The 23,281-nt window shown below is 57.7% G+C and carries 22 protein-coding genes and 1 pseudogene; 2 read left to right on the top strand and 21 right to left on the bottom strand.

Features of this window, described 5'->3' with window-relative positions:
- Nucleotides 1–205 precede the first annotated feature (205 nt).
- Nucleotides 206–358, top strand: coding sequence for a hypothetical protein (locus tag LB553_RS29825; RefSeq protein WP_224518537.1), 153 nt, complete (start codon nt 206–208; stop codon nt 356–358).
- A gap of 193 nt (nt 359–551) precedes the next feature.
- On the opposite strand, the gene LB553_RS29820 is transcribed toward LB553_RS29825, so the two are convergent.
- The 18 genes from LB553_RS29820 to LB553_RS29735 form a co-directional block, all read right to left on the bottom strand.
- Nucleotides 552–1,028: a hypothetical protein gene (locus tag LB553_RS29820; RefSeq protein WP_224518536.1), complete on the bottom strand. Its 477-nt coding sequence runs from the start codon at nt 1,026–1,028 to the stop codon at nt 552–554.
- A 293-nt stretch (nt 1,029–1,321) separates the two neighbouring features.
- A complete protein-coding gene (locus LB553_RS29815; protein WP_224518535.1) occupies nt 1,322–2,389 on the bottom strand; it encodes a GlxA family transcriptional regulator in 1,068 nt (355 codons plus the stop codon).
- Nucleotides 2,390–2,740: 351 nt separating this feature from the next.
- Nucleotides 2,741–3,304 (bottom strand): HupE/UreJ family protein, encoded by a 564-nt coding sequence (locus LB553_RS29810; RefSeq protein ID WP_224518534.1) that lies wholly within the window; start codon nt 3,302–3,304, stop codon nt 2,741–2,743.
- Nucleotides 3,305–3,478: 174 nt separating this feature from the next.
- On the bottom strand, nt 3,479–5,035 hold the full coding sequence (locus LB553_RS29805) for an ABC transporter substrate-binding protein (RefSeq protein WP_224518533.1): 1,557 nt from the start codon (nt 5,033–5,035) through the stop codon (nt 3,479–3,481).
- A complete protein-coding gene (locus LB553_RS29800) occupies nt 5,035–5,655 on the bottom strand; it encodes an ANTAR domain-containing response regulator (RefSeq protein WP_224518532.1) in 621 nt (206 codons plus the stop codon). Before LB553_RS29800 ends, LB553_RS29805 begins: the two co-directional genes overlap by 1 nt.
- Nucleotides 5,645–6,787: a transporter substrate-binding domain-containing protein gene (locus LB553_RS29795; RefSeq protein WP_318011548.1), complete on the bottom strand. Its 1,143-nt coding sequence runs from the start codon at nt 6,785–6,787 to the stop codon at nt 5,645–5,647. Before LB553_RS29795 ends, LB553_RS29800 begins: the two co-directional genes overlap by 11 nt.
- 68 nt (nt 6,788–6,855) lie before the next feature.
- Complete coding sequence (locus tag LB553_RS29790; protein WP_224518530.1) at nt 6,856–7,563, bottom strand: urease accessory protein UreF; 708 nt, start codon at nt 7,561–7,563, stop codon at nt 6,856–6,858.
- A complete protein-coding gene (locus LB553_RS29785) occupies nt 7,556–8,050 on the bottom strand; it encodes a hypothetical protein (protein ID WP_224518529.1) in 495 nt (164 codons plus the stop codon). Before LB553_RS29785 ends, LB553_RS29790 begins: the two co-directional genes overlap by 8 nt.
- A gap of 5 nt (nt 8,051–8,055) precedes the next feature.
- Nucleotides 8,056–8,754, bottom strand: a complete 699-nt coding sequence (locus LB553_RS29780) for an urease accessory protein UreD (protein ID WP_224518528.1) — start codon at nt 8,752–8,754, stop codon at nt 8,056–8,058.
- Nucleotides 8,755–8,896: 142 nt separating this feature from the next.
- Entirely contained in the window at nt 8,897–9,514 is a 618-nt protein-coding gene (gene ureG / locus LB553_RS29775; RefSeq protein WP_224518527.1) for an urease accessory protein UreG, read from the bottom strand.
- 9 nt (nt 9,515–9,523) lie between these two features.
- Nucleotides 9,524–9,970, bottom strand: coding sequence for a nitrilase-related carbon-nitrogen hydrolase (locus LB553_RS29770; protein ID WP_263484320.1), 447 nt, complete (start codon nt 9,968–9,970; stop codon nt 9,524–9,526).
- Between the two features lie 63 nt (nt 9,971–10,033).
- The gene (locus LB553_RS29765; protein ID WP_224518526.1) at nt 10,034–11,587 is read right to left on the bottom strand and encodes an ABC transporter substrate-binding protein; all 1,554 of its coding nucleotides are present in this window, start codon (nt 11,585–11,587) and stop codon (nt 10,034–10,036) included.
- Nucleotides 11,588–11,965: 378 nt separating this feature from the next.
- The gene (gene ureC / locus LB553_RS29760) at nt 11,966–13,681 is read right to left on the bottom strand and encodes an urease subunit alpha (protein WP_224518525.1); all 1,716 of its coding nucleotides are present in this window, start codon (nt 13,679–13,681) and stop codon (nt 11,966–11,968) included.
- On the bottom strand, nt 13,674–14,375 hold the full coding sequence (ureB, locus tag LB553_RS29755; RefSeq protein WP_224518524.1) for an urease subunit beta: 702 nt from the start codon (nt 14,373–14,375) through the stop codon (nt 13,674–13,676). The genes ureC and ureB overlap by 8 nt, the downstream gene beginning before the upstream one ends.
- 39 nt (nt 14,376–14,414) lie before the next feature.
- Nucleotides 14,415–15,122: an ABC transporter ATP-binding protein gene (locus tag LB553_RS29750; RefSeq protein ID WP_224518523.1), complete on the bottom strand. Its 708-nt coding sequence runs from the start codon at nt 15,120–15,122 to the stop codon at nt 14,415–14,417.
- A 13-nt stretch (nt 15,123–15,135) separates the two neighbouring features.
- Nucleotides 15,136–16,953: an ABC transporter permease subunit gene (locus tag LB553_RS29745; protein ID WP_224518522.1), complete on the bottom strand. Its 1,818-nt coding sequence runs from the start codon at nt 16,951–16,953 to the stop codon at nt 15,136–15,138.
- On the bottom strand, nt 16,946–17,782 hold the full coding sequence (locus LB553_RS29740; protein WP_224518521.1) for a branched-chain amino acid ABC transporter permease: 837 nt from the start codon (nt 17,780–17,782) through the stop codon (nt 16,946–16,948). Before LB553_RS29740 ends, LB553_RS29745 begins: the two co-directional genes overlap by 8 nt.
- A 157-nt stretch (nt 17,783–17,939) precedes the next feature.
- The gene (locus tag LB553_RS29735) at nt 17,940–19,094 is read right to left on the bottom strand and encodes a substrate-binding protein (protein ID WP_411962289.1); all 1,155 of its coding nucleotides are present in this window, start codon (nt 19,092–19,094) and stop codon (nt 17,940–17,942) included.
- A 1,047-nt stretch (nt 19,095–20,141) separates the two neighbouring features.
- Between LB553_RS29735 and LB553_RS29730 the strand changes: the two are divergent.
- Nucleotides 20,142–21,327, top strand: a pseudogene (locus tag LB553_RS29730) (IS256 family transposase).
- A 271-nt stretch (nt 21,328–21,598) separates the two neighbouring features.
- On the opposite strand, the gene LB553_RS29725 reads toward LB553_RS29730, so the two are convergent.
- The 3 genes from LB553_RS29725 to LB553_RS29715 form a co-directional block, all read right to left on the bottom strand.
- Nucleotides 21,599–22,243: a response regulator transcription factor gene (locus LB553_RS29725; RefSeq protein ID WP_224518519.1), complete on the bottom strand. Its 645-nt coding sequence runs from the start codon at nt 22,241–22,243 to the stop codon at nt 21,599–21,601.
- A gap of 3 nt (nt 22,244–22,246) precedes the next feature.
- Nucleotides 22,247–23,149: a bifunctional methylenetetrahydrofolate dehydrogenase/methenyltetrahydrofolate cyclohydrolase FolD gene (folD, locus tag LB553_RS29720; protein WP_224518518.1), complete on the bottom strand. Its 903-nt coding sequence runs from the start codon at nt 23,147–23,149 to the stop codon at nt 22,247–22,249.
- Between the two features lie 27 nt (nt 23,150–23,176).
- On the bottom strand, nt 23,177–23,281 hold a 105-nt coding region (locus LB553_RS29715; RefSeq protein ID WP_128312268.1), incomplete at its 5' end, for a formate--tetrahydrofolate ligase.

Here is a 23,281-nt window from a genome sequence, read left to right as displayed (position 1 = left end):
CCAGATCGTCGCCTCCCTGATCACAGCCATCTTTACTCAGCCGCCCTTGGCAATCCTGCGCCGAAATCTCCATGCCTCGCGACATCGTTGGCGCGAGCCACCTCGAAAGCGCAAATTTCAAGCCATGCCAAAGCTATCTTAGCGCATATGTGTCAACCGGGGGGACCAGGTCATCATCTGCAATTCGGTCTATGTGCAGAGGGAGTTGACCGCCCTCAAGCCACGCGTGCTGACTTTCGACAAGGACAATCGCATCGTTGACCGCCTCACCTCTTGGGTTGAGCGCGATGCGGAGGGAGGCTACAGCTTTTCCATACTCACGAAGCCAACAACGTTCTGCCCGTTCCGGCGCTGGTGAGCAGATCATGACGAGCCCCCAAGAACGCGGCTGTTGAGCCGTTCAAAGGGGCGGCCTCATTTCGCCTCGCCTAGTATACAGGCCCTCTCCAGGATGAGCCCTGCCTTGTTCCGAAGCTCACGCGGACAAACGGCTACCTTCCCCAGATGCTTCCTGCATAGCGTGATCATTGTCGACCCCCGTAACGGGTGGCCTATTCTTCGTACCGGCGCTCCAGCGCGTCGGCAATTCGCTCGCAAAGCAATTCTGACGTCACGACTGTGAGGTGGAGACGGAGGCGAACTCCGTGTGTATCAACTAGGGTAGTGACAATACCACGATCAGTGAACTCGGCGAGATCGAGGACATCCTGGATGATGAAGTCTGGTCTCTGACGAAGCCTCATAGGGCGCTCATCCAACGGGTTCTCCTCCCAAATTGGTGACTTTCCGGGCAGGCCGAGTCTAATTCGTTGGAATTCGGCGTAGCTCTCGGCAACCGCTTGAGAGTTGAATAAATGACGAGTTACTTTGCCATGCTCGACGACCTGAACAATCAGTTGGCCGCCAACATTTTTCAAACGCACGTCATTCGGTTCTCCGGCAACCATATTCGCGATCCGTTTCAGCAATTCAGAAAGAGAAATAAGAGCGGAAGGTCCAAGCCGCGGCATCGCTCTGTAGACAAACAACTCACCCCGACGTGATATTCGAATGGATTCTCACAGCATGTCGTTGCTACACTATGGCCAATCCATTTGATTCAGTCAGAAATCGTCGATGGACGCCGGGCTGCGGTTCCATGCATCTGCCGAACTATGCGCAGAAAACCGTCACCCCGAAATCATAGTCACCAAAGCCCTGGCCGAATGGCCTGAGGTCCCGCTGCCGAAAATACAGCGCCCTGGAGCCCGGCCCTTGGGTAAACCGTCTGCATACGAAGGGACGGAGTGGGCTGCTGGCCAGCGCTCAGCCACTTCGTCGGCTAGGCCGTCATCGATAAACTTCGGTGGGAGACCTTGCTACGCTCCAGTCCCAGCAGCGCCGGGTCCATCAGGTCGGCGTGCCCGTCGGCACGGGCGGCCAATCGTGTCTGATGCGGAGCGCATCCGTAGGCTTCGCGATAGACTTTGGAGAAGTGCGACGGCGAGATGAAACCGCAAGCCACCGCAACTTCCACGACCGGCAAGTTTGTGCTCACAAGAAGCAGCTGCGCACGCTCCAGACGCAGTTCCATGTAGTATCGGTTCGGTGAGAGCCCCAACTCTCTGTCGAAAAGCCTTTCGATCTGCCGACGCGATATTCCGCTTAACGCCACAAGATCGTTGACCGGCATAGGATCATCCAAGCTTGCCTCCATCAGGCCGATGACCTTCATCACTGCCTTGTGATTGAGCTTGACACGAGAATGGAGGGGCAGGCGCTGTCGCTCCCCGGCTGAGCGCATTCGGTATGCGATGGCTTTTTCGCAGACGCGCTTGACGACGACTGAACCATGGTCACGTTCAACCCAGTTTAGGAACATGTCGAAAGGTGCATCCCCGCCCGAGCAGGTATGCAGATCTCCATCATGTTCAAAGGCCGTCTGGGTGGACTCTATCCCCGGAAACTGCTCGCAAAATAACGGAAGCTGTTCCCAGTGGACGGCGCACCGGCGCCCATCTGCCAATCCAGCCCGGGCGACAACGACGGTGCCACTGCCGATGCAAATGAGGGGGATGCGGCGCATGCGGCATTCCCTTAGCCAGGCGTCGAGTTGCCTGTTTGGCCGCGGGATGGCACTGCCGCCGCAAATCACCGCGGCTGACGTCAAGTTTGATTTTTGGGTTCTCTCGCGTTCGTCTCTCAACGTGGAGTCGATGCCGACCGTCATCCGGCAACTCGACATCACGGGTTGTCCGTCTTCAGATATGACTTGCCAGCTGTAGACGTTTTTCCCGATCGCTTCGTTGGCTAACCGCAGGACTTCCACCGCGCAAGAGAACGCCTGAAGCGAGAAGCCAGGCAAGAGATAGAAACTAAACGGTGTGCGCGCGCTTTGTAGGTTCGCCATCCTGGCTCCTCCTCATCTCTTGCTATTTTTTTACCGACGAACTGCGGAGTGAGTTCCCTCTCCTCTTTGGCCCTACCATTCTAAGCGGGGCCCATAGTGAGGTCCGCAGGGTTCCGGACAAGTTGCCGCGCCATTTGCGAGGCCGGCGCCAAGCCGATCTTCCCGCCCCCAATATTCGCCAAACCTCAATCCGACCGAGCATTAAGCTCGAGGCGGCTACTTCCCGAGGTCGCAGCGCACATGTTCAAGGCAATTTCGTTCGCTATCGGCGAGTTACTCGACCTCATCACGTCAAAGGAATTCACCTATCCCAGCGACGCCGGCTGTGCTTCCACCTGAAAACAGAACGCCCTAGATAATTCCCGTGACCAGGGCGCCGCCTGCAACCGCAACAATGGCTCCTGTGACACGGACCAAGGTTTCGCCACGCCGCCCGGCTTTGCTGACCATCACCAGCCCCAGGGCAAGGCCAGAGGCATGCAGCAGCGCGGTCGCGATAACGAAACCAGCACCATAGGCAAGGCCAGCGACGTTTTCCGGCATCTCGGCGCCATGGGCGTAGCCGTGGAATAAGGCGAAGAAGCCAACCAGCGCCATGGCTGCGGCGACCATGATCCTAACGCCGAGGGCGACCGCAGTTCCGAGTGCGACAATCGACAGGCCAACGCCAAGCTCAACGAAAGGTGCTGGGATGCCCACGAAACCGACCGCGCCGCCAATGGTCATGACTGAAACGAAAGCAGCCGGCACCAGACACAGCGCGCGCCCACCCAACTGAGCAGCGAGCAGGCCGACCATGACCATGGTGAGCATATGATCGAAGCCGCCAATCGGATGCCAGAAGCCATGCGCGAAGCCACTGGTAACGCCGACCCCGACATGGGCGCTGGCTATTGACGGGCTTGTGACGAGCATGGCCGTGACGGCAAGTGCCGTATGCGTTATTCTTTTCACCTTGGTCTCCTATTGTTCAGCAGTCGCTGATATGACCGACCGTCGCCTCCTGCTTTCTTAGCATGGTGTCCACGGCCGAGAGGGCAAACAGCGTTTGATAAGGATCGCGCTGTTGTAAGTGTCAGATCGGTTCGATCAAACGCTAGAATCCGTCCACACATTCTTGAACGAATGCCAGTTCTGCCTTGGGTTGCGAAACCCCTTGACCCGAGGGTGATAGCAGACGTAGCCGCGTCGCAAAGTTAGCATTGGCAGCACTGGCAGATCGTCCATGATCACTAGGTTAGCCTCTCGATACAACTGTCTTCGTTCATCGTCACCTTGGGTTTGCCGAGCTTTGTCTAGCAAGAGATCTACCGCGGGATTGGAGTAATACCCCGCATTGAATCCGAACGGAGAACTATTCCGTGAATGCAGAACCTGCTCCAGCCAGACATCGCAGGACATGCCCCAGCTCATCTGCGAAACGCCTGCGCCATCCGGCACCCCGGATCGCCATTCGTTGCAATAGGAAACCCAGTCTTCGGTCCGCAGAACTTCTGCACCGAATCCGATCGCCTCAAGATTCTTCGCCAGATGCTCGCAAATTCGGGTGGGCATGAGTTGGCCAGAACCAGCGTTCGCCGTCATTATGCGCAATCGCCAGCCCAGTGGGACGTTTGCTTCCCTCAAAAGCCGCTGGGCGCTCTCGGGTTTAAATTCGTAAGGAAATATATACTCTTCATCGAAGGCTGGCGAAGCGGGCGGTAACATGCCGGATGCGACATTGGTGTGTCCACGGAAGATGCTGTTGCTCAATCCTTCTCGATCAACTGCATGCGCAATCGCGTGACGCACCCGAACGTCACTCAGGACTGGGTCTCGCATGTTGAAAATGAAATACCAGATATAGGGTACCTGGCCTTCGATGACGACAAATCCACGCCGTTCTAATTCGTCGAGGTCGCTCCCCTCAAGGCCATAGGCCAGATCGGCTTCGCCATTGAGCAGTGCGTTGTACCGATCTTCAAGGCTCGGATACGGCTTGAACTCTATTCCATTGAGCTTGGGCACCCCGCCCCAGTAATCTTCATTCCGACGTAACCGGATACCGCTGCCGAAAGGGGTTGAGAAGCGATCGTCGAAACAAAATGGGCCGGTACCCGGTGCATGGTCTGCAATGCCTGAATTGCTATACCTCTTCAGGGCCGCTGGGCTGATAAAGACGTGCGCGCCCGGCGCGTCTTCCTGTGTCATATAGCGGAGGAACTCCGGAAAGGGCTCTTTCAGCGTGAGTAGGATCTTCATAGGCCCCGTGACTTCCACGGACTTGAGCGCTTCGAGACCGATCCGGTTGTAATCGGCCGCCACAGGAGAATATTGAAGCGCATCGGGGTTCCACATGCGTTCTATGTTGAACAGGACGGCCTCCGCATCGAACGGGGTTCCATCGTGGAACCGTACATTGTCCCGCAAGCGAAACAGATACTTGAGTCCATCGTCGGAGATCTCGACCGAAGTAGCGAGTGCCGGTACAAGTCGTGTAGGACTGGCTGCCTCATCTTCTAGGTCGTCCTCATAGAGGCTATCGAACATCTGCTGGACAACTCTTCCCGTATTCCAACCACCAAAGGACGCGGGCGGGTCGATCGCGTCGACCTCCCAATCAAGGGCGACACGCAGAATAGAGTCTGGAGTCCTTGGAGGTGCCATCACAATGCTTCCTTCGGCTTAACTTGAAAATTTGGATCACATAGCTCCGACCCACAGGCCAGAACCTGATCGGCGATACTGGTCATCGATGTGCGTCCTTCCAGGGACCAGCGTCGGATGCACTGATAGGCCTGCTCCTCGCTGATCGATCTCTGCGCAGCCAGATGCCGGACTGCGTTGTTCACCACGCGACGTGATCGCAGAGTTTCTTCCAGTTTCGCGATTTTATTGTTCTGACGGCGTTCGAACCGGTAACGTGAACTTGCAACCGTCAGCGTCGACAATATCCCAAAGGGATGGATGGGCCTGCCTATAACTGCTTGGACCTCTGCTTCAAGCAATTCGCGAACGACCGTAGGGCTCTCATATTCGATGATGCCGATGAGGGTGCCGTCGCGATCTCTTTTCAGGGCGCTAATATTGAGCGAAGAATTGTCGCCAAAGATACAGAATACGATGTCGGCATGAGCCGGCCAACGATCAGGGACCGGCCATACGGTGTCGACTTGGCATCCGATACGCTTCAAGTGCCGGACAAGATCACCACATACCGAATCCGGCGGATGGATCACACACGCTCGAAGTTTTCGCAGTTCACGGATCAACGCCTCACCGGACATTGTCGAGTTCCTCGTATCCGTGATCACTGTCGATGCGGCCCAGGCCAACGTAGTTCACAAGGTATGGGTCCGGTTTCATTGCCCTCTTGAACTCCGCGACGATCCCGAATTTACGTCCCGCCTCCGTCATGCCGATTCGAGGCCAGAGGTAAGTATGGCTGTTGTCTGGATCGACCATGACGACGCCCTGGGGAGCTGAGATCTCGAGGCCGAGCACCTCGCTGCGAAGCCGCTCCGGATCCAGCGTGCCCGCACGTTCCAGCGCCCGCGCAAAGAGCAACACCGTAAAATATGCCGCCTCAGCACAGGTATCGGCCGGGCGCTTTTCCCCGAAACGTTGATGATAATTGGCAACAAAACTTTTGTTCCGCGGCGATTGTACCGTTTCGAAATAGGGCGCGGAGACAATGTGGCCCGGCCGCGGCTCAAACCACATTTCCTGAAGATGCGCTTCATTGGTCGTAAGGGAGGCGATTGGCGTAATGGCTGGATCGAGGTTCTCGGCCGTATAGGCATCGTAAAGTGCCGCTATTCCCGGCCCGACCACTGTCGAGAAGATGACATCGGCACCGAGCGATCGCGCCTGCTTGACCACATCCACAAAGACATCCCTCTGGGCACCGAAGGCCAGGTAGTATTCGCCGACGACACTGCCTCCGATTTCGGATAGTAGGTCGCGCATGATCCGGTTGGATTCACGCGGGAAGAGATAGTCTGTGCCGATGCACACTAGCTTGCGTCCATAGCGCGGGAAGAGATATTCGGCGAGCGGCAGATGAAGCTGGTTGGGTGCAGGGCCAGTGTAGATGACGCTCGAGGAATATTCGAATCCCTCGTAGCCGATCGAATACCAGAGTAAGCCTCCGCGGCGCTCGACGGCCGGAACGACCGCCTTCCGGCTGTAGGAGGCCGAGCAGCCGAATATATTGCTCACGCCACGGTCCATGAGGAGCGTATTGGCCAGTTGGGCGTAGCGCTGCGGATCAGAGGCTGGATCCAGAATCAAGGGAGAAATCGCCTTTCCAAGCACGCCGCCGGCAGCGTTTATCTCGGAAATGGCGAGCAACGTTCCCTGCAACTGCGAAGTCTCTGCGATCGCCGTGATCCCGCTCCTCGAGTACAGAACACCCACGGGCCATGTACTCTCCGAACGATAAGACTCCTGCAATTCACCTATACCGGACATCTAACGATTCGCCTTTAGGTTGCGAACAGGCGAAGTGGATTACGCTGGAATTGCAGCATCGCAATGTCCAATTCGAGCGTGGTCGAACTCATGTCGTCCAGGTCCAGGAGGAGCGCCTCTTCCGCAGCCTGGGCGATAATCGGGATGCATTGATGGAGATGCACCTGAGCTTCTGCCGAACCCATCCGGCCAAGGCGCACCGCGGCTGAAAAGAGGCTACTGGCCGTGCCGCGCAACTCCGCAAGGACCGTGTGCTCGATGTCTATTCCGCGGGAGGCCGACACGGCTGCTGCGACGACGGCTAGGTTGCCGGCCTCGCGCAACAGCACTTCGCGACAGAATGGATCGAGCACTTCGTGCGGCCAGACCTGAAGTGCGAGCTTCGCCAGCTGTCGGCCGCACGAGGTCGACGCCTTGCGGGCCGGCACCGACAGCTTTGTTGCCAAAAGGCACTCGTCTACATCATGCAGGTGGTCGATGCTGGCCTCTGAAAACATCCGATGTGCATGCGCAGCAGCGACAGCGTCGCAGCGGCCCGAGCCGTGTAGCAGCACCGCTTTGACGACTTCCGTAATTTGGGCTGAGCTCTTTGGAAGCTCCTCCAGAATTCCTTCCAATCCGCTAGAGTGGACATAACGCCCGACTGGCAGCGAACTGTCGGCCAGTTGAAGGGCCGTCAGGAAACTCGCGTCAATCGTGACTCCTGCCCGCATGTCATTCATGGGTGTGCCCCGTCATAAAAAGGGGACGAGAGGCGCCCAATCGGACGCGACCGAAACGCAGTGACAGTTCGCCGAGCTTAAGATCTCTAACCGTCCTAGTCATGAGACATTCACTCGACAGCATCGGCACGAGTATACAGCAGCCGTCCACCTCGACCGGTACGTGCTGGTTGCCGAAAGCATGGCCGATAAGCGCGGCCTGCCGAACGATATCCAGAATCGAGCTGGTCTGGCTGAGGTCAACGATGAGGGCGAGCTCCTCTGGCCTGCGCACGACCACCGTATGATCCTCGTTGCTATATAGAACAGCCCCGTGGAAAAGGTACTGGCTATGCTGCATTGATAGCGCAAAATCGAGCCCGCCGTTCGTGCGCCGCCGCAGCAGCCGCTTGGCGGCCTCCGTCCAAGGCACGTCGATGAAATCCAATGTCCCAGTGGCACCTTCGACCGAATCGATGGAGCCAACTATTCCGTTCGAGACAAGCATGGGACCTATTTCCTCCTATATGGCGCCGGCGCCCCAATCATCTGCATTCGAATCCGCGACCATGCCTCTTCCATGAGCCGAGTGATTGTTGGAGACGACCGGGCCAGGACACGCACGATGATGCCGACCGCTCCAGGCAGGGCGCCTACGCCTAGTCGAAAATCCTCTCCCGTCATGTCCAGACATGAAGCGGCGTCGTAGACGCCCTTGGCATTGCCGCCTGGAACAAGCGCCAGCAGGTTTCCCGCATAGAGAAACGAGCCTAGAACGCCTCTTAGATTGATTGGCATCGTCGTCGGTTCCATGAGGATGCGTTCGGTGAAAAGCGTGCTGCCTTCGATCCTGATCCGCGTTTCCAGTTTGAGGCGGTTGAACGCAAAGACCTCGCCGCGCGCCAAACGTCCCGGCGCAATGATTTCGCTTGCGATGAGCATCGACCCCTGGTCGAGGTCGATCGTCGTCTCCTGGTCGTAGGAGGACTGCGCCTGCGGTATGAGCTGATCCGGCAGGTACTCAATGTACGACCCTCGCTTTGCCTCTAACTGCACTTTTTGAAAGGCTGATCCCTCGAGCATGCGATGCAACTTGGTCGCAGACGTGCTGGTGACATGAAGTTTTGCGCCGTTGCGCGCAGCAAGCCGCAATTCCAGCCTGTCGCCGCTGAAAACCGCGCCCGAAGGGTTCTGAACATATACGAAAGCCATGCCAGGCTGCCTTTCGTCCAAAAAAAGAGGCGTTGTAAAATGCAACGGAAATCTCTGGGCCCGCTGCATGAGTTGTGTTTTTCCGCGGCAGTCGGTTGCGAATTCCAGGTCTAGTAGGCCGTACGAGCGCGTCATGCCCGCATCAATGAACACAGCCGAAGAGGGCATCCCGTTTTATGGTCGCAAAGACCTCCGAGGCACCGTCCGGCGACCGCAAGTTCGTGTAGATGGTCGCCTTTTTAGGGCGGTTGACCTGGACGTCTTGGCGGATGCGATTCAAATCAGCACCCACATGCTGAGCGAGGTCGACTTTGTTGACGACAAGCAGGTCTGCCTGGAGCATTCCAAGACCTCGCTTACGCGGTATGTCGTCGCCCGCGGCGACGTCGATCACGAAGATCCAATAGTCGACGAGTTCGGAGGAGAATGTCGCCGCCAAATTGTCCCCCCCGCTCTCGATAAGGATCAGATCGAGCCGGTTGTCGCGTTCCAGCGCATCAGCGGCCTGAATGTTGACGGAGGGGTCCTCGCGGATCGCGGTATGAGGGCACGCGCCGGTCTCAACACCGATAACCAGAGTTGCTTCGATCAGGCCGCTCGCCTTGACCCGCATCGCGTCCTCAAGAGTCACAAGGTCGTTGGTGATGACAGCGGGTTTCAACCCCGCTTCATGAATCAAGGGCAGGAGACGCTCGATTAGCCTCGTCTTCCCGGAGCCCACCGGACCACCGATGCCGATGCGAATGGCCTTTGCGTGCATGAATCTCTCCTATTTCAGCGTATACAGGGCGCCAAGCAGCACCTTGCCGAAGGGACGTGCGGTGCTCACCGTCGACTTCGACCTCCTCGCTTGCAAAGCAGAACCTGAAACATTCATCGCAGTAACAACATAGGTCACAACCGATCCGGCGAGTGTATCGAACCCCGGGAAACCTAGATTACCTGGCGATAAGCGCAACACTTCTTCCCCCATAACCGGATCCTGCGGCTGCGCGCAAGTACACCATCGGGTCCCAGAATTAACGCCGAGTTTGTAAAGCTTTTCTCCATTGCGTTCCGCAATACCGGCTACTGGATGCATACCTAGCCTATTGGCAGCACGACACCACGCCTCGGTCGAAGATCCTGCCGGAATGATGTCCGCCAGCAATCGCGCTTCAGCACGAGTGTGAAAGACATAGCCAGTATCACACAGCTCCGGCAATACCATGATCAGCAGCCTTTTCCTTTTGCGTGATGCCGCGCGTCACATTTCTCTCGTAGGATCAAACTGGTTCGATCAAATGTCTGGATCCATCCATACATTTTTGAACGAATGCCAATTCTGCCGTGGGTTGCGAAGGCCCCTGACGCGCGGGTGATAACAAACGTTGCCACGCGCCAAAGTCAGAATCGGGATGACTGGTAGATCATTCATGATGATCGAATGGGCATCTCGATACAGTTCGAATCGTTGCTTGTCTTCTTGAGTTCGCCTGGCGTCGTCCAAAAACTGATCTACATACGTATTACAGTAATATCCCGCGTTAAATCCGCGTGGCGACTTGTTCCTGGAATGCAGTACCTGCTCCAGCCAAACATCACAGGACATGCCCCAGCTCATCTGCGAGACGCCTGCTCCCTCCCGCAAACCGGACCGCCATTCGTTGCAATAGGAAATCCAGTCTTCTGTCCACACAATCTCGGCACCAAACCCAATCGCCGAAAGACTCTTCGCCAGATACTCGCAAATTCGAACGGAATGCCCACATCCAGCTTTTGCCGACATGATGCGCAATCGCCAGTCCGATGGGATGCCCGCGTCCCTTAGAAGCTGCCGGGCAAGCTCGGGGTTGAATTCATAAGGAAATCTGTACCCTTCATCGAAGGCCGGCGAAGCAGGTGGCAGCATGCCGGATGCGACGGTGGTATGTCCGCGGAAGATTTCTTTGCTTAGCTTCTCCCGATCAATCGCATAGGCGACGGCGCGACGCACTCGAGCGTCGCTGAGGACCGGATCGCGCATATTGAAAATGAAATACCAGACATAGGGTACCTGGCCTTCTAGGACGACGAATCCGCGCCGTTCTAATTCGTCGAGATCGCTCCCCTCTAGGCCGTAGGCCAGATCGGCATCGCCGTTGAGCAATGCGTTGTACCGATCTTCAAGGTTTGGATACGGCTTGTACTCGAGGCCGTTCAACCTGGATGCCCCTCCCCAGTAGTCGTCATTGCGAACCAGCCTGACTCCGCTGCCGTGGGGCGTCGAAAAGCGACTGTCGAAACGGAATGGGCCGGTGCCCGGTGCATGGTCGGCAATGCCTGAGTTGCCGTGCTTTTTCAGTGCCTCTGGGCTGATGAAGACATGCGCGCCCGGTGCGTCCTCCTGCGTCATGTAGCGGAGGAATTCGGGGAAGGGCTCCTTCAGCGTGAGGAGGATCGCCAGCGGCCCCACGACCTTCACTGATTCGAGCGCTTCGAGACCGATCCGGTTGTAGTCCGCTGCCACGGGCGAATACTGCGGCGCCTCAGGATTCCACATACGTTCTATGTTGAACCGCACGGCCTCCGCATCGAATAGGGTTCCGTCGTGGAACCGCACGTCCTCCCGCAAGTGGAATAAATATTCCAGACCGTCCTCGGAGATCTCGACCGAAGTGGCGAGCGCGGGGATAAGTCGCGTCGGACTGGCTGCCTCATCCTCCAGATCGTCCTCATACAAGCTCTCGAATATCTGCTGGACGACTCTGCCTGTATTCCAACCACCAAACGAGGCGGGCGGATCGATCGCGTCCACCTCCCAGTCAAGAGCAACGCGAAGAACAGAGTGAGCGGTGCTTTCAGATGCCGTCATAATGCTTGCCTCGTGCAAATTTGAAAATTTGAAATCGTTCAGTTGGCCCCCCAGGCCAGAACCTGATCGGCGACTTGGTTATCGATACGCGTCCTTCCAGGAACCACCGCCGGATGCGTTGATAGGCGTGCCCCTCGCTGATCGATCGCTCCCCAGCGAGACCCCGCACCCTGTTGTTTACCACGCGACGAGACCGTAGGGTTTCCTGCAGCTTCGCGATCCTGCTGTTCTGTCGGCATCCAAACCGGTAACGCGAACTGGCCGCGGGCTTCGGTTCCGCATTATGAATGGGAGCACGAGATGCTGGATCACCTTGTTCTTCTTGCCTATCGGACCTCCGATGCCGACGCGATCGGCCTTTGCGGACATGAATCTCTCCTATTTCAATGTATAAAGGGCACCAAGAGGCACCTTGCCGGCCGGAAGGGAGGTGCAGTGCTCACCGTCGACTTCGACTCTGTAGGTTTCAGGGTCCACCGTTACCTTCGGAGCCTTGTCATTCCAAAGCATGTCTCTCTTCGATAGGTTTCGTGTTCCGGACACCGGCAGGCAGCGTGCGCGCAGCTCCAGCTTTCCGGCCACGTCGCGGTCTATAGCTCCCTGAGACATGAAACGCACCGAAAGCGATTGGGCAGCGCGCCCGAACCAGCCCCATTGTGGGCGGTAACGCAGCGGCTCGCAGCAATTAAGAGAGGCGTTCGCCTCACCCATGACCGCCATCACCGGAAAGCCCGACTTGAAAACAGCCTCCGGTTTGATGCCAAACAGCCCCGGTTTCCAAAGCACGAGATCGGCAAGCTTCCCCGGCTCGAGCGAGCCGACAAATTTTTCCACCCCTAACATACGCGCGGGGTTGATGGTGTATTTGGCGATGAACCGTTTAATACGCGTGTTGTCGTTGCCGCGACCGCTGTCCTCGGGGAGAGCGCCCCGCTGCATCTTCATGCGTGATGCGGTCTGCCAAGTACGGGTTATGGTTTCGCCGATGCGTCCCATCCCTTGGGAGTCCGAGCCAATGGCGCTGATCGCGCCGATATCATGCAGTACGCCTTCGGCCGCGATGGTTTCGTGGCGGATCCGGGATTCAGCGAAGGCGATATCCTCCGGCAATCTCGGATTAAGGTGATGACTGACCATTGCCATGTCGAAATGCTCATCGAATGTATTGACCGTATAAGGATTAGTCGGATTGGTGGACGAAGGCAGGATGTTCTCGTTCCCACAGACCTTGACGATGTCGGGAGCGTGACCCCCGCCGGCGCCTTCGACGTGATAGGCGTGAATGGTGCGGCCATCGATCGCCTTCAGGGTTCGTTCGAGGAACCCAAACTCGTTGAGCGTGTCGGTGTGCAACTGGATTTGCACATCCGCTTCGTTAGCAGCTAGCAGCGCCGAATGGATCGCGGCGGTTGTGGCGCCCCAATCCTCGTGAATCTTCAGCCCTGCGGCCCCTGCCTCCAGTTGCTCGATCAGCGGCTTGGGGCTGTCCGAGGCCGCCTTCCCGAAGAAGCCAAAATTGAGCGGAAACGCCTCCGCTGCCTGGAGCATATATCCGAGGTTGACAGTGCCAGTAGAGGCAATCGGAACGGTGGTGGCGCCAAGTCCGCCTCCGAAAAGGGTGGTGATGCCACTGGCCAGCGCCTCTTCGCATTGGCCTGGATCGATGAAATGGACGTGGCAGTCAACGCCCCCGGCGGTAACAATCAGGCCCTCCGCCGCGCGAACGTCCGTGTTGGTACCGACGATCAGTTTCGGGTCCACTCCGTCCATAATCCGCGGGTCGCCGGCCTTGCCGATCCCTGCGACCAGGCCATCTTTGATCCCTATGTCGGCCTTGATGATGCCCAGGACCGGGTCGATGATCGTGGCGTTCGTTATCACCAAATCGAGTGCGCCGTCTGCCGCCGTGATATGGCCATGACAGCCAGAACCCACTCTCAAGGTTTTTCCAGCCCCGAAGACGAGCTCGTCGCCCGGAACCAGGAGGTCCCGTTCGACCTCTGCCCAGAGATCGGTGTCGGCGAGACGGACGCTGTCTCCCGTTGTCGGTCCGTACAGCTCAACATATTGACGGCGCGACAGCATCTTAGACATCGTGAGCTCCCCTGAACCCTTCGGCTGCCGCGCGTGCAACCGCCCTGCGCTTCACCTCCGGATCGTCCAGCACACCATCGGTCAGGTTGTTGAGCCCTTCGACGCGCCGCTCGCCGCCGATGGCGACTAGGTCGACGGTCTTCTCGTCCCCTGGCTCAAAGCGCACAGTAGTTCCCGCTGGAATGTCGAGACGGAAGCCGAACGCTGCGGCCCGGTCAAACTCCAGCTCAGGGTTCACTTCGAAGAAGTGGAAATGGGAGCCGATCTGGATGGAGCGGTCGCCAAAGTTGCGAACGACGACACGGGTCGTCGCACGACCGCAATTGATCTCTATTCCTTCTTTCGCCAGGCGATAACAGCCAGGCTTGTCCTCTTCATCGGCGTTCTGGGGCAGGCCAAGAGGATCGTGGACGCAAACGAGCTTCTGACCGTCCGGAAACATCGGCTCGATCATCAGCATTTCCAGAAGCGGCACGACGCCCGACTGAACGTCCTCGGATTGCAATACGGTTCGGCCGAAGGCCATCAACTCAGAGACCGATCTTCCTCTCCTGGCCTCTTCGTGCATGGCGTCGGCTATTACCGCTCTGGCCTCTGGCAAATTCAACAGCATGCCCTCAGCCCGACGGCGCCGGGCCATTTCTGCAGCGACGAAAATCAGCAGTCTGTCGCTTTCCCTGTTGGTCAAATACACGTGAGGCCCTCGCCCATTTCGAAGTCGTTTTTCGGATGATCAGAGGCTTATGTGAGCCGCGATCTTTTCGTGGGTATCGGGGTCCCTCGTGTTTCCGGATCCCGATATCTCGCCCTTATCCAGGAGGACATATCTGTCGGAAACGGCGCGGGTGAACGGAATGTTCTGTTCAACGAGCAAAACGCCGAGACCCGAGCGATCCCTCTCCGTCTTGATGATCTTCACCAGGTTGGATATGATCGAAGGCTGCAGGCCTTCGGTTATCTCGTCGATCAGCAGCACTTTAGCCTCGACGGCGAGGGAGCGTGCCATCAGTAGCATCTTCTGTTCGCCGCCACTGAGCGTGCCGGCTTTTTGCTGCAAGCGCCGGAGGAGAAACGGAAAGCAACGGCCCATTGTCTCCTTTGCGTCGTTCCAGCTCACGGAGCCACGCAACGACAGGCGAATATTTTCCTCCACCGTAAGGTCCTGAAACAACGCCTTTTCCTGCGGTACGTAGGCCACGCCAAGCCGGGCAATCTCATGAGGCCGGCTGTCGCCGATGGGATGCTGCGCCATTGCGACGGAGCCTGAAAATTTCGGCAAATACCCCATGATCGACTTGAGAAGCGTACTCTTTCCCATGCCGTTCTTGCCGACAACGGCGACGATTTCGCCGCTGGCGATCTGCAAGTCGAGGTTTCTTATTACCGTTGCCTGTCCATATCCGCTGCTTAGACCATTCACAGTGAGCACTGCTTCTGTCACGATCCAATCCTCCTCAATGCCCGGACCCGGCATAGACTGTTTTGACGAGCTCTGAATTCACGACCTCATCGACCGAGCCGTTAAGAACAATCCGGCCTTGGTGCAGAACGATCACCCGAGAAGAAATGTCGCGGACAAAATCCAGGTCGTGCTCCACGAGCAGGATGCAGAGTTGCTCTGTTGTGGCGAGTTCGGTCAGGATCGTTCCGATCAGTGTGCGTTCAGTCTTGGTGAGACCTGCCGTGGGCTCATCCAGCAGGATAACCTTTGGCTCGAGAGCCAATACCATGGCCAGTTCGAGCGCCTGCTTCTTTCCGTGCGACAGCAGTTGTGCAGGCACGTCCAGATCACTGTGCAGTCCCGTGGCCCGGACGACATGCAGGGCGGAAGGTGGAAGTTGACAAACACCGGATTTCTTCCACTTGGACAAAGGGTCTAGGCGCGCCCGTGCTATCTGAAGGCACTCACCGACTGTCAAGGTGTCGAAAACGTTGGCCATCTGGAACTTGCGCCCAACACCGAGACGCACGCATTCTTCAGGCGGGCGATGAGCGATATCCTGCCCACCGATCGAAATCGTGCCGCCGCTGCGCTTTGAGCCGTCGGCGATGCAGGTCATCAGGGTGGTCTTGCCGGCACCGTTCGGTCCCACAAGACTGACGATCTCGCCATACGTGGCTTCGAAGTCGATGCCTGACAGCACCTCGAGGCTGCCGAACCGCTTCTCGACCCCACTCACCACAAGCGCCGGTCCAGCCACAACAATGTTGCGTTCGATTCTAGGCGCCTTGCACAATTGGAGTTGGGAGTATTGCTCCGGCTGGGCTTTGCGGGTGCGACCGCGAAGCCAGTTGGCGGCATTCGAAACCAACGGCAGGATACCACGCGGGAGGGCCACGATGACCGAAACAAAGACTATTCCGATCACAAGTTTCCACACGAAGGGAAAGTCGCCCTGCAGGTGCGCACTGGCATAATCGATGATGATTGTTCCGATCACCGGGCCGAACAGCGTGCCTCGCCCGCCCAATGCGACCCAGATCAGTAGCTCGGTTCCGAACGTGAAGCCGGCGATTTCAGGTGCAACCACCATCGTATAATTGGCGTAGATCCAGCCAGCGATCGCGCCGATTGCAGCACAGATCAGAAAGACCAGCGCCTTGATCTTGGACGTGTTCAATCCGAGATACTTGCACCGCTGCTCATTTTCCCGGATTGCGATTAAAAGCCGTCCGGCGTCGCTGCGCGTGTACATCCAGGCCCCTGTCGTTAGTACGACCAGCCAGACCCCGACGGCCCAGAACCACGCCTCGGTGCTGAGGGGGATGGTGTCGAAGCCGGTGAGGCCACTGCTCGAGCCGGTATATGTGCCACCGGAAAATAGAAGCTGCGTGACCACGATCGGCAGGACTAGGGTGATCACCGACGCATAAAGTGCCGACGCCCCATGCCAGAAAGCCAGGAATGCCACCAGTCCCGCCAACGCGACCGCGACGGCCATGCCGATCAGGACAGCGGCAAATGCATATTCAGGCGAAAAGCCGCCATAGGTGAAGACCAATGCCGTTGCGTAGGCGCCGGCCGCGAAGAACGCCGACTGGCCGAAGGTCAGGACTCCGAGATAGCCCCATAGGATATCGACCGACAGCGCCATTGCGGCGTAGATCATCGACCTCACCAGCACGTTCACGGAATACGCGTCCATGAAGAATGGTGCGGCACCGACGCCGATCAGAACGATCGATGCTGCAAACACCACCTTGGTCAGCGGGCGGACCTGGAGTCGTTGAATGGAACTGCTTCCCAATTCCTTCACGTTTGCGTCACTCATAAGAAAATCCCTGCGGACGGATACGAAGTATGACAGCGGCCAGCGCGGCGATCGTCATGCCTCCGAGCACCGAACCGAAATAGTTACTTACAATGACTTGGGCGCCGCCCAGGACAACGCTGGCAAAGGCCAAGCTGTAGAGCGAAGAACCCGAGACGAGAACGAGCATGAAGGCGCTAATCAGCCAGGCGACGCCCATGTTTGGATCAACGCTGGACAGGGGCGTTATAAGAGCTCCCGCCACCGCCGCCAGACCGGAGCCGAGCGTGAACGTGATGGAGCGGACGAGGCCGCTGTTGATGCCGAGCCCCCGCGCGAGGTCCTCGTTCATGATGACCGCGCGTGTGGACAGGCCTAGTGATGTGCCCCGCAGCGCTGCCGTCAAGCCGAGGCCGAGCAACAACGCAAGGGCAGTCAGGACTAGTCGATAGGTCGAGTAGGGCTCGCCAAGGATGCTGATCACGCCTCTAATCGGAGGTTCGGCGAAATGGACGCCACGATCGAAGACCAAGGTGATGGCCTGCCCGATGATAATGCTTAGACCCCATGTAGCCAGAATGGCATCAAGGGGGCGATTGTAGAGTGAGCGCACCACAACGCGCTCCATGCCGAAACCAACGATTCCGCCAAACACCGCCGCCAAGGGTATACCGATCCAGGGATTTAGGCCCAGCGCGGTGGCGATCACGGCAGCGTAACCCCCAATCGTCAACAGTCCGCCATGAGCGAAGTTAATGAGCTTCATGACGCCAAACACAAGAAGCAATCCCGAGGAAACGATGTACAAGATTGCCGCAGTCGTTATGATATCAAGCAGTACCGGAACCATCTAAGTTCTCCGACATTCTGTGGCGTGCTGTATTGATCTCGCGATTGACAGATGACGAAAGGCATTTCGTCCATAACCACGTCTGGCGGATCAACACAGCATCGCCACTATTGGCGGTTCAGTAGGAAAAGGCGACGGAGAGCGCCGTCTGTTCCGATCACAAATTGGGGCACTGCTCGCCCGGATCCACATTGGGGTGGGACTTGATGATCGTGGTATCGCCCTGAGCGTTGACCTGAGCGAGATACATCGTCAGCGGAGCATGACGTTGCTTTGACATCTGTACGGCGCCTCTGGGACCATCAAAAGTTACTTCGCTCAGAGCCTTTACGACCGCATCCGTATCTGTCGTCCCAGCCTTCTTGACCGCCAGGGCGTAGGAATAAATAGCGTCGTATTGCGGCACCGAAAGTTCATTTGGCGTTTTTGCCTCTGCACCAAATTTGTCATTCAGAGCTTTTATGAACTGCGCATTTTTCTCAGATTTGATGCTGGTGTAGTACGAGCCGCCGAGATAAATTCCTTCCGCATCAGGCCCCAAGGTCTTTGCAGTACCTTCATCGAGTGCGTAGCTACCATACTTGGCCGTGAGGCCGGCCGCCCTAAACTGTTTTGTGAATGTTACATTTGGCGCACCGGCCGCCGTGGAAGTTATGATTACGTCCGGATTGGCGTCGCGGATCTTACTGATGATCGCCGTCCAATCATTTGCGTCGATCGGATTATATTCTTCTCCGAGGACCTTACCACCTTTTTCTGTGATATACTTATTAGTATACCCAAGCATACCCCGCCCGAATGCATAGTCGTTTCCAACAAGGAAAAATGTCTTCGCGCTCTGATCCTTCATGAAGTAGTCTACCATGAGAGACACCACTTGCTGCGGCACCCATCCGTTGATGTGCTGATATTTGTTACAGGAACCTCCTTCATAGAAGGAAGTGTAAATGTACGGGATCTTCCCTCTAGTGATGATCGGCAGGCCCGCGTTTCTGGCCGCGCTCGGCTCCGATGAAATTATTACGTCGACTTTCTTTTGGTACACGAGAGAGTCGTACGCCTTCTGAGCTCCTGCGGCACTCGATGCACTGTCGGCAAGTTCGATGACAAGCTTTCTGCCCAACACCCCTCCCGCACCATTGATTTCAGAGACTGCAAGTTCCGTCGCCTGGATAACGGCCGGAGCCGTGATGCTGTTTGCACCGCTCAATCCCAATGGAAAACCCAACACGATCGGCTTATCTTCCGCGACTGCGGCCCCAGTCCACAGGGCAGTTACGGCAAGCAAAACGGAAATCTTCTGCATCAACATTTTCATCTGCGTTCCCCTTGTGATTTTTTACCGCTCAAAGTGCCAGATGACATCGCTCCCAGAGCGGACGGCAAGCGTCGGCCTGGTGAAATGATGTCGACAATTTTGAGAATGGAGATTAACCAACGCTTCCGCGCTTCCAGGGTGTGTCCCTGCGCGTTGGGCGTGGTTTAGGGTGGCTATCCCGCCACCGTTTAAATGTTGGCACATATGCAAAAGCACGTCAATGGCTAGATTGATGTCAACGATTAGATTTCAGGGGAGGGCTGCACCGGGACGTCCATGCTCCCAGAACCATATCTGGTCAGGGCAGGATCACTTGGCCTTGTACGCTTTCCTAAAGTGTGACATCGGGCTAAGCCTCATTCCCGGTTCCCGCGCGTCCGGCGCACGCTGGCGCTAAATGTCGACGAGGTTGACCGTTTCTTGAAGTGCCGAGCCTGACGCGTGCGGCCTTAACCACTGCCATCCCAGGGGCCCTGCCCTTCGGGATCATACGGCTGAGGTCGGCAAGATCGACACCGAACATGGCGTCATCGCAATCCGTCCTCGACGGCGCGCTATGCCAAGGTCTTGAACGGCTTCATCCGGCGGACAAAAGCCTGCTCGATCGGCTGAAGCCTGAGGGGTCCTACCCAATTGAGTTAGCGTCGCCATTTCGGCAAGAGTGAAGTGGCAGACATCGAGGCACGGCACGGCGCATGGGCGATGAACGGTCATCTCGGACGCCACGAGCTCCGCAGCGCGATAGAGTTGTGCCAAACCGCCCTGCTTAGTACATCATGGCGCTGCAAAGTACCTCACCATCAGCCCCAGGTCCCTCTCATAGTGCGGGGCGGCGGCCGCGGCTGGCTCGATCGAACAGAACGATCTCGAACCGGGATGCCGCTGGCGCCGCCGAGCGCCTCGCTGTGGCCGATCGCTGAATGCGGTAGAACCAATGATCATGGGTAGTGTGCTGAGAGTTCTGCAAATTCGCTGAGAGAGGGCGGTCATGGCAGGCTGGTGATTGTTCACGTCACCTGATTCCCGCGAAGGAACGCCACCATGACCAAGACCGAAGACAAATCCGCCATAGCTGGCGTCAAAGACATTCTGCTTTCGAACCCGGATGGGCTGCACGAAGTGATCCGCGCGGTGATGCAGGAGGTGCTCGAGGCCGAGATGGACGAGGCGATGGGTGCTTCGAAGAGCAAACGCACACCGGAGCGTCTTGGCTATCGCTCTGGCTATTACGGCCGCACGCTTGTCACCCGTGTCGGCAAGCTGGCGCTGCGGGTTCCGCAGGACCGGCAGGGGCGCTTCTCCACCGAGCTGTTCGAGCGCTACCAGCGTTCCGAGCGGGCCTTGGTGGCGACGCTTGCGGAAATGTACGTGCAGGGCGTTTCGACCCGCAAGGTCAAGGCGATCACGGAAGAGCTGTGCGGGCATGCCTTCTCGGCCTCGTCGATCTCGGCCATCAACAAGCGCCTGGACGAGAGCCTGAAGGCCTTCGCCGAGCGCCCGCTGCAAGAGCCCTTTGCCTATCTCATCCTCGATGCCCGCTACGAGAAGGTGCGAGGCCGGCATCGTCATGAGCCAGGCGGTGCTGATCGCGGTCGGCATCGACTGGGACGGCCGGCGCCAGATCCTGGCGGTGGAGATGGCCAATCGCGAGAGCCGCTCGGCCTGGAAGGACTTCCTCGTCGCGCTCAAGGCGCGCGGCCTCAGGGGCGTCGAACTGGCCGACGACCATGCCGGCCTGGTCGCGGCGATCGGCGAGGTGATGCCGGAAGCGGCCTGGCAACGCTGCTACGTGCACTTCCTCAGGAACGCGCTCGATCATCTGCCGAGGAAACATGGCGACGACTGCCTGCAGGAGCTCAGATGGCTCTACGACCGGCGCGATCTCGCCGAAGCCAAGGCCGATCTTGCCGCGTGTGCCACATGGTCGGGCCGCTATCCGCGGCTGACGACGTGGGTGGAGGAGACCATGGAGGGCACGCTGACCTTCTTCCGCCTGCCGCGCCAGCACCACAAGCACCTGAAGTCGACCAACATGCTGGAACGCCTCAACAAAGAGATCAGGCGCCGCACCTATGTCGTGCGCATCTTTCCCAACGCCGAAAGCTGCCTGCGCCTGGTCAGGGCGCTGGCCGTCGAAACCAATGAAAACTGGATGGAGGCCAACCGCTACATCAACATGGACGACCTGCGCGAGCACAAGAAGCTCGCTCTGCGCCAAGCCGCATGACCAGCCTCATGGCCGCCCCTTTTGCAGAACTTGACGCACGCAACCTGATCACGCTCGCCGTTACGCGGTGCCTGCAGGCCGCGCCGAGCTCTTCTGAACGACACCCAAGCCTTGTTCACTCCAGCGTGGTACGAGGTCCGAAGACGGCGGGTGTGCTCCGTTTTGCATGCGAACCTTATATAAACCTCCAGATTCGAATTGACCGCAAAAGGAAGCTCGGCGCGCGAGAATCGCCGCATCGGATCGCTGCATCGGATTAGGCCTAGCAAGCTTAATGTGTTGTATCGGTGAAAAACAGCGCAACCGCCATTGCGCGATTGCTGACGCGGAGCTTATCGTACAAATTTCTGAGATGGTACTTAACTGTGTTTTCAGAAATGCCTGTCTTTGCCGCGATCTCTTGATTAGTCCAGCCATTGGCTAGTACTGCGAGTAATTCCCGTTCGCGCGTCGTTAAACGTGACAACGGCGTTTCATTAATTTTTGAGATATCTATGGACGGTACGCAGATGCGACCGTTAGCGACCGCAGCCACCGTGTCGAACAGAATGCCGGGACCGTCGAACTGATAGCAGAAGCCGTGGGCGCCGAGGCGTACACACTGCTTCAGAATGCCCATATCGTGATCCTCGGAGAAGATGACCACGCGCGTCGCGAACTGCCGACGACGAAGTTCGATCAATAGTTCGCCTGCATTCATATCGGATAATTTCCAGCCAAGGATTGCGACGTCGAAGGCCGTCTGCGTCTCCTCCAATGCTTTCAGAAACGCCGTGCCGCTGTGAATGCCGGCGATAAAGTCGAAACGCTCATCGCGGCTGATGATGTCGCGTAAGGCCGAGATGACTAGCTGATTGCGCTCGGCAATCAGTACCCTTTTCGGCCATGGCGGCTTTTTGACGGGACCGCCATGCATCGATCAACCGCAAGCTTCGAGAGCAACCGACCGCCCGGCCGCACGGGAGGCCGCGGTGAAAGTGTTGGCCATCAGCAGTGCAATCGTCATCGGCCCCACGCCGCCGGGCACGGGCGTTATGGCGCCTGCCTTTGTGGCCGCTTCTCCATAAGCCACGTCCCCAACCAGGCGGCTCTTGCCGTTCATCCCGGCGGAAATGCGGTTGATGCCGACGTCAATCACGGTCACGCCGGGCTTGATCCAGTGCGCCTTGATCATTTCAGGTTTACCAACAGCTGCCACGAGGATGTCGGCGTTTCGGCACAGCTCCGGCAGGTTCTTGGTGCAGCTGTGTGCGATGGTCACGGTGGCGTTGGCCTTTAGCAGGAGGTTGGCCATCGGCTTGCCTACTATGTTGGAGCGACCGACAACCAAGGCATTCATCCCCGACAGATCACGGCCGTGCACGCGCTCAATCAAAAGCATTGAGCCGGCCGGTGTGCAGGGCACGAAGGCGGTGTCGAGTTCACCCGTGCCGAGCTTACCGACATTGATGAAGTGGAAACCGTCGACATCCTTCTCCGGAGCAATCGTCTGGGTGACACGGCTGGAATCGATATGATCCGGCAAGGGCAACTGTACCAGGATGCCATGGATCCTAGAATCGACATTGAGCTTTTCGACCAGCGCGACCACTTCTTCCTCGGTCGTCTGCGTCGGCAGCGCGTGCTCGGTCGAATGGAAGCCGCACTCGTTGGCCGCCTTCGCTTTAGACGCGACATAGACTTTACTCGCCGGATCCTGGCCGACTATGACGACACTTATACTCGGAACCACGCCGGTTTCCGCACTCAGCTGGTTGACGGCCACCTTAAGCTTTGCAAGCACTTCCGCTGCAGCCGCCTTGCCGTCGATTATCTTTGACATGTTCACACTCCTTTGGTCCTGTCTTGCTCAGAACAGGCCTTCGATCTGGCCCTGTTCGTTGAGGAAGATCTTTTCCGAAGACGGGGACTTGGGAAGCCCCGGCATCGTCATGATCTCGCCGCAGATGATGAC

Origin of the sequence: Mesorhizobium sp. CA8 (assembly GCF_020164955.1) — a bacterium.
Taxonomy (GTDB): domain Bacteria; phylum Pseudomonadota; class Alphaproteobacteria; order Rhizobiales; family Rhizobiaceae; genus Mesorhizobium.
The sequence above is the reverse complement of the archived record's forward strand: the minus strand, read 5'-3'. Positions and strand labels throughout refer to the sequence as shown.

Excerpts from the sequence above, each read along its gene's own strand:
- LB553_RS29815 (WP_224518535.1), bottom strand. The coding sequence starts at position 2,389 with ATGGCGAACCTACAAAGCGCGCGCACACCGTTTAGTTTCTATCTCTTG.
- LB553_RS29810 (WP_224518534.1), bottom strand. The coding sequence starts at position 3,304 with ATGCTCGTCACAAGCCCGTCAATAGCCAGCGCCCATGTCGGGGTCGGC.
- LB553_RS29805 (WP_224518533.1), bottom strand. The coding sequence starts at position 5,035 with ATGGCACCTCCAAGGACTCCAGACTCTATTCTGCGTGTCGCCCTTGAT.
- LB553_RS29800 (WP_224518532.1), bottom strand. The coding sequence starts at position 5,655 with ATGTCCGGTGAGGCGTTGATCCGTGAACTGCGAAAACTTCGAGCGTGT.
- LB553_RS29790 (WP_224518530.1), bottom strand. The coding sequence starts at position 7,563 with ATGAATGACATGCGGGCAGGAGTCACGATTGACGCGAGTTTCCTGACG.
- LB553_RS29785 (WP_224518529.1), bottom strand. The coding sequence starts at position 8,050 with ATGCTTGTCTCGAACGGAATAGTTGGCTCCATCGATTCGGTCGAAGGT.
- LB553_RS29780 (WP_224518528.1), bottom strand. The coding sequence starts at position 8,754 with ATGGCTTTCGTATATGTTCAGAACCCTTCGGGCGCGGTTTTCAGCGGC.
- ureG (WP_224518527.1), bottom strand. The coding sequence starts at position 9,514 with ATGCACGCAAAGGCCATTCGCATCGGCATCGGTGGTCCGGTGGGCTCC.
- LB553_RS29765 (WP_224518526.1), bottom strand. The coding sequence starts at position 11,587 with ATGACGGCATCTGAAAGCACCGCTCACTCTGTTCTTCGCGTTGCTCTT.
- ureC (WP_224518525.1), bottom strand. The coding sequence starts at position 13,681 with ATGTCTAAGATGCTGTCGCGCCGTCAATATGTTGAGCTGTACGGACCG.
- LB553_RS29745 (WP_224518522.1), bottom strand. The coding sequence starts at position 16,953 with ATGAGTGACGCAAACGTGAAGGAATTGGGAAGCAGTTCCATTCAACGA.
- LB553_RS29740 (WP_224518521.1), bottom strand. The coding sequence starts at position 17,782 with ATGGTTCCGGTACTGCTTGATATCATAACGACTGCGGCAATCTTGTAC.
- LB553_RS29735 (WP_411962289.1), bottom strand. The coding sequence starts at position 19,094 with ATGTTGATGCAGAAGATTTCCGTTTTGCTTGCCGTAACTGCCCTGTGG.
- LB553_RS29725 (WP_224518519.1), bottom strand. The coding sequence starts at position 22,243 with ATGCATGGCGGTCCCGTCAAAAAGCCGCCATGGCCGAAAAGGGTACTG.
- folD (WP_224518518.1), bottom strand. The coding sequence starts at position 23,149 with ATGTCAAAGATAATCGACGGCAAGGCGGCTGCAGCGGAAGTGCTTGCA.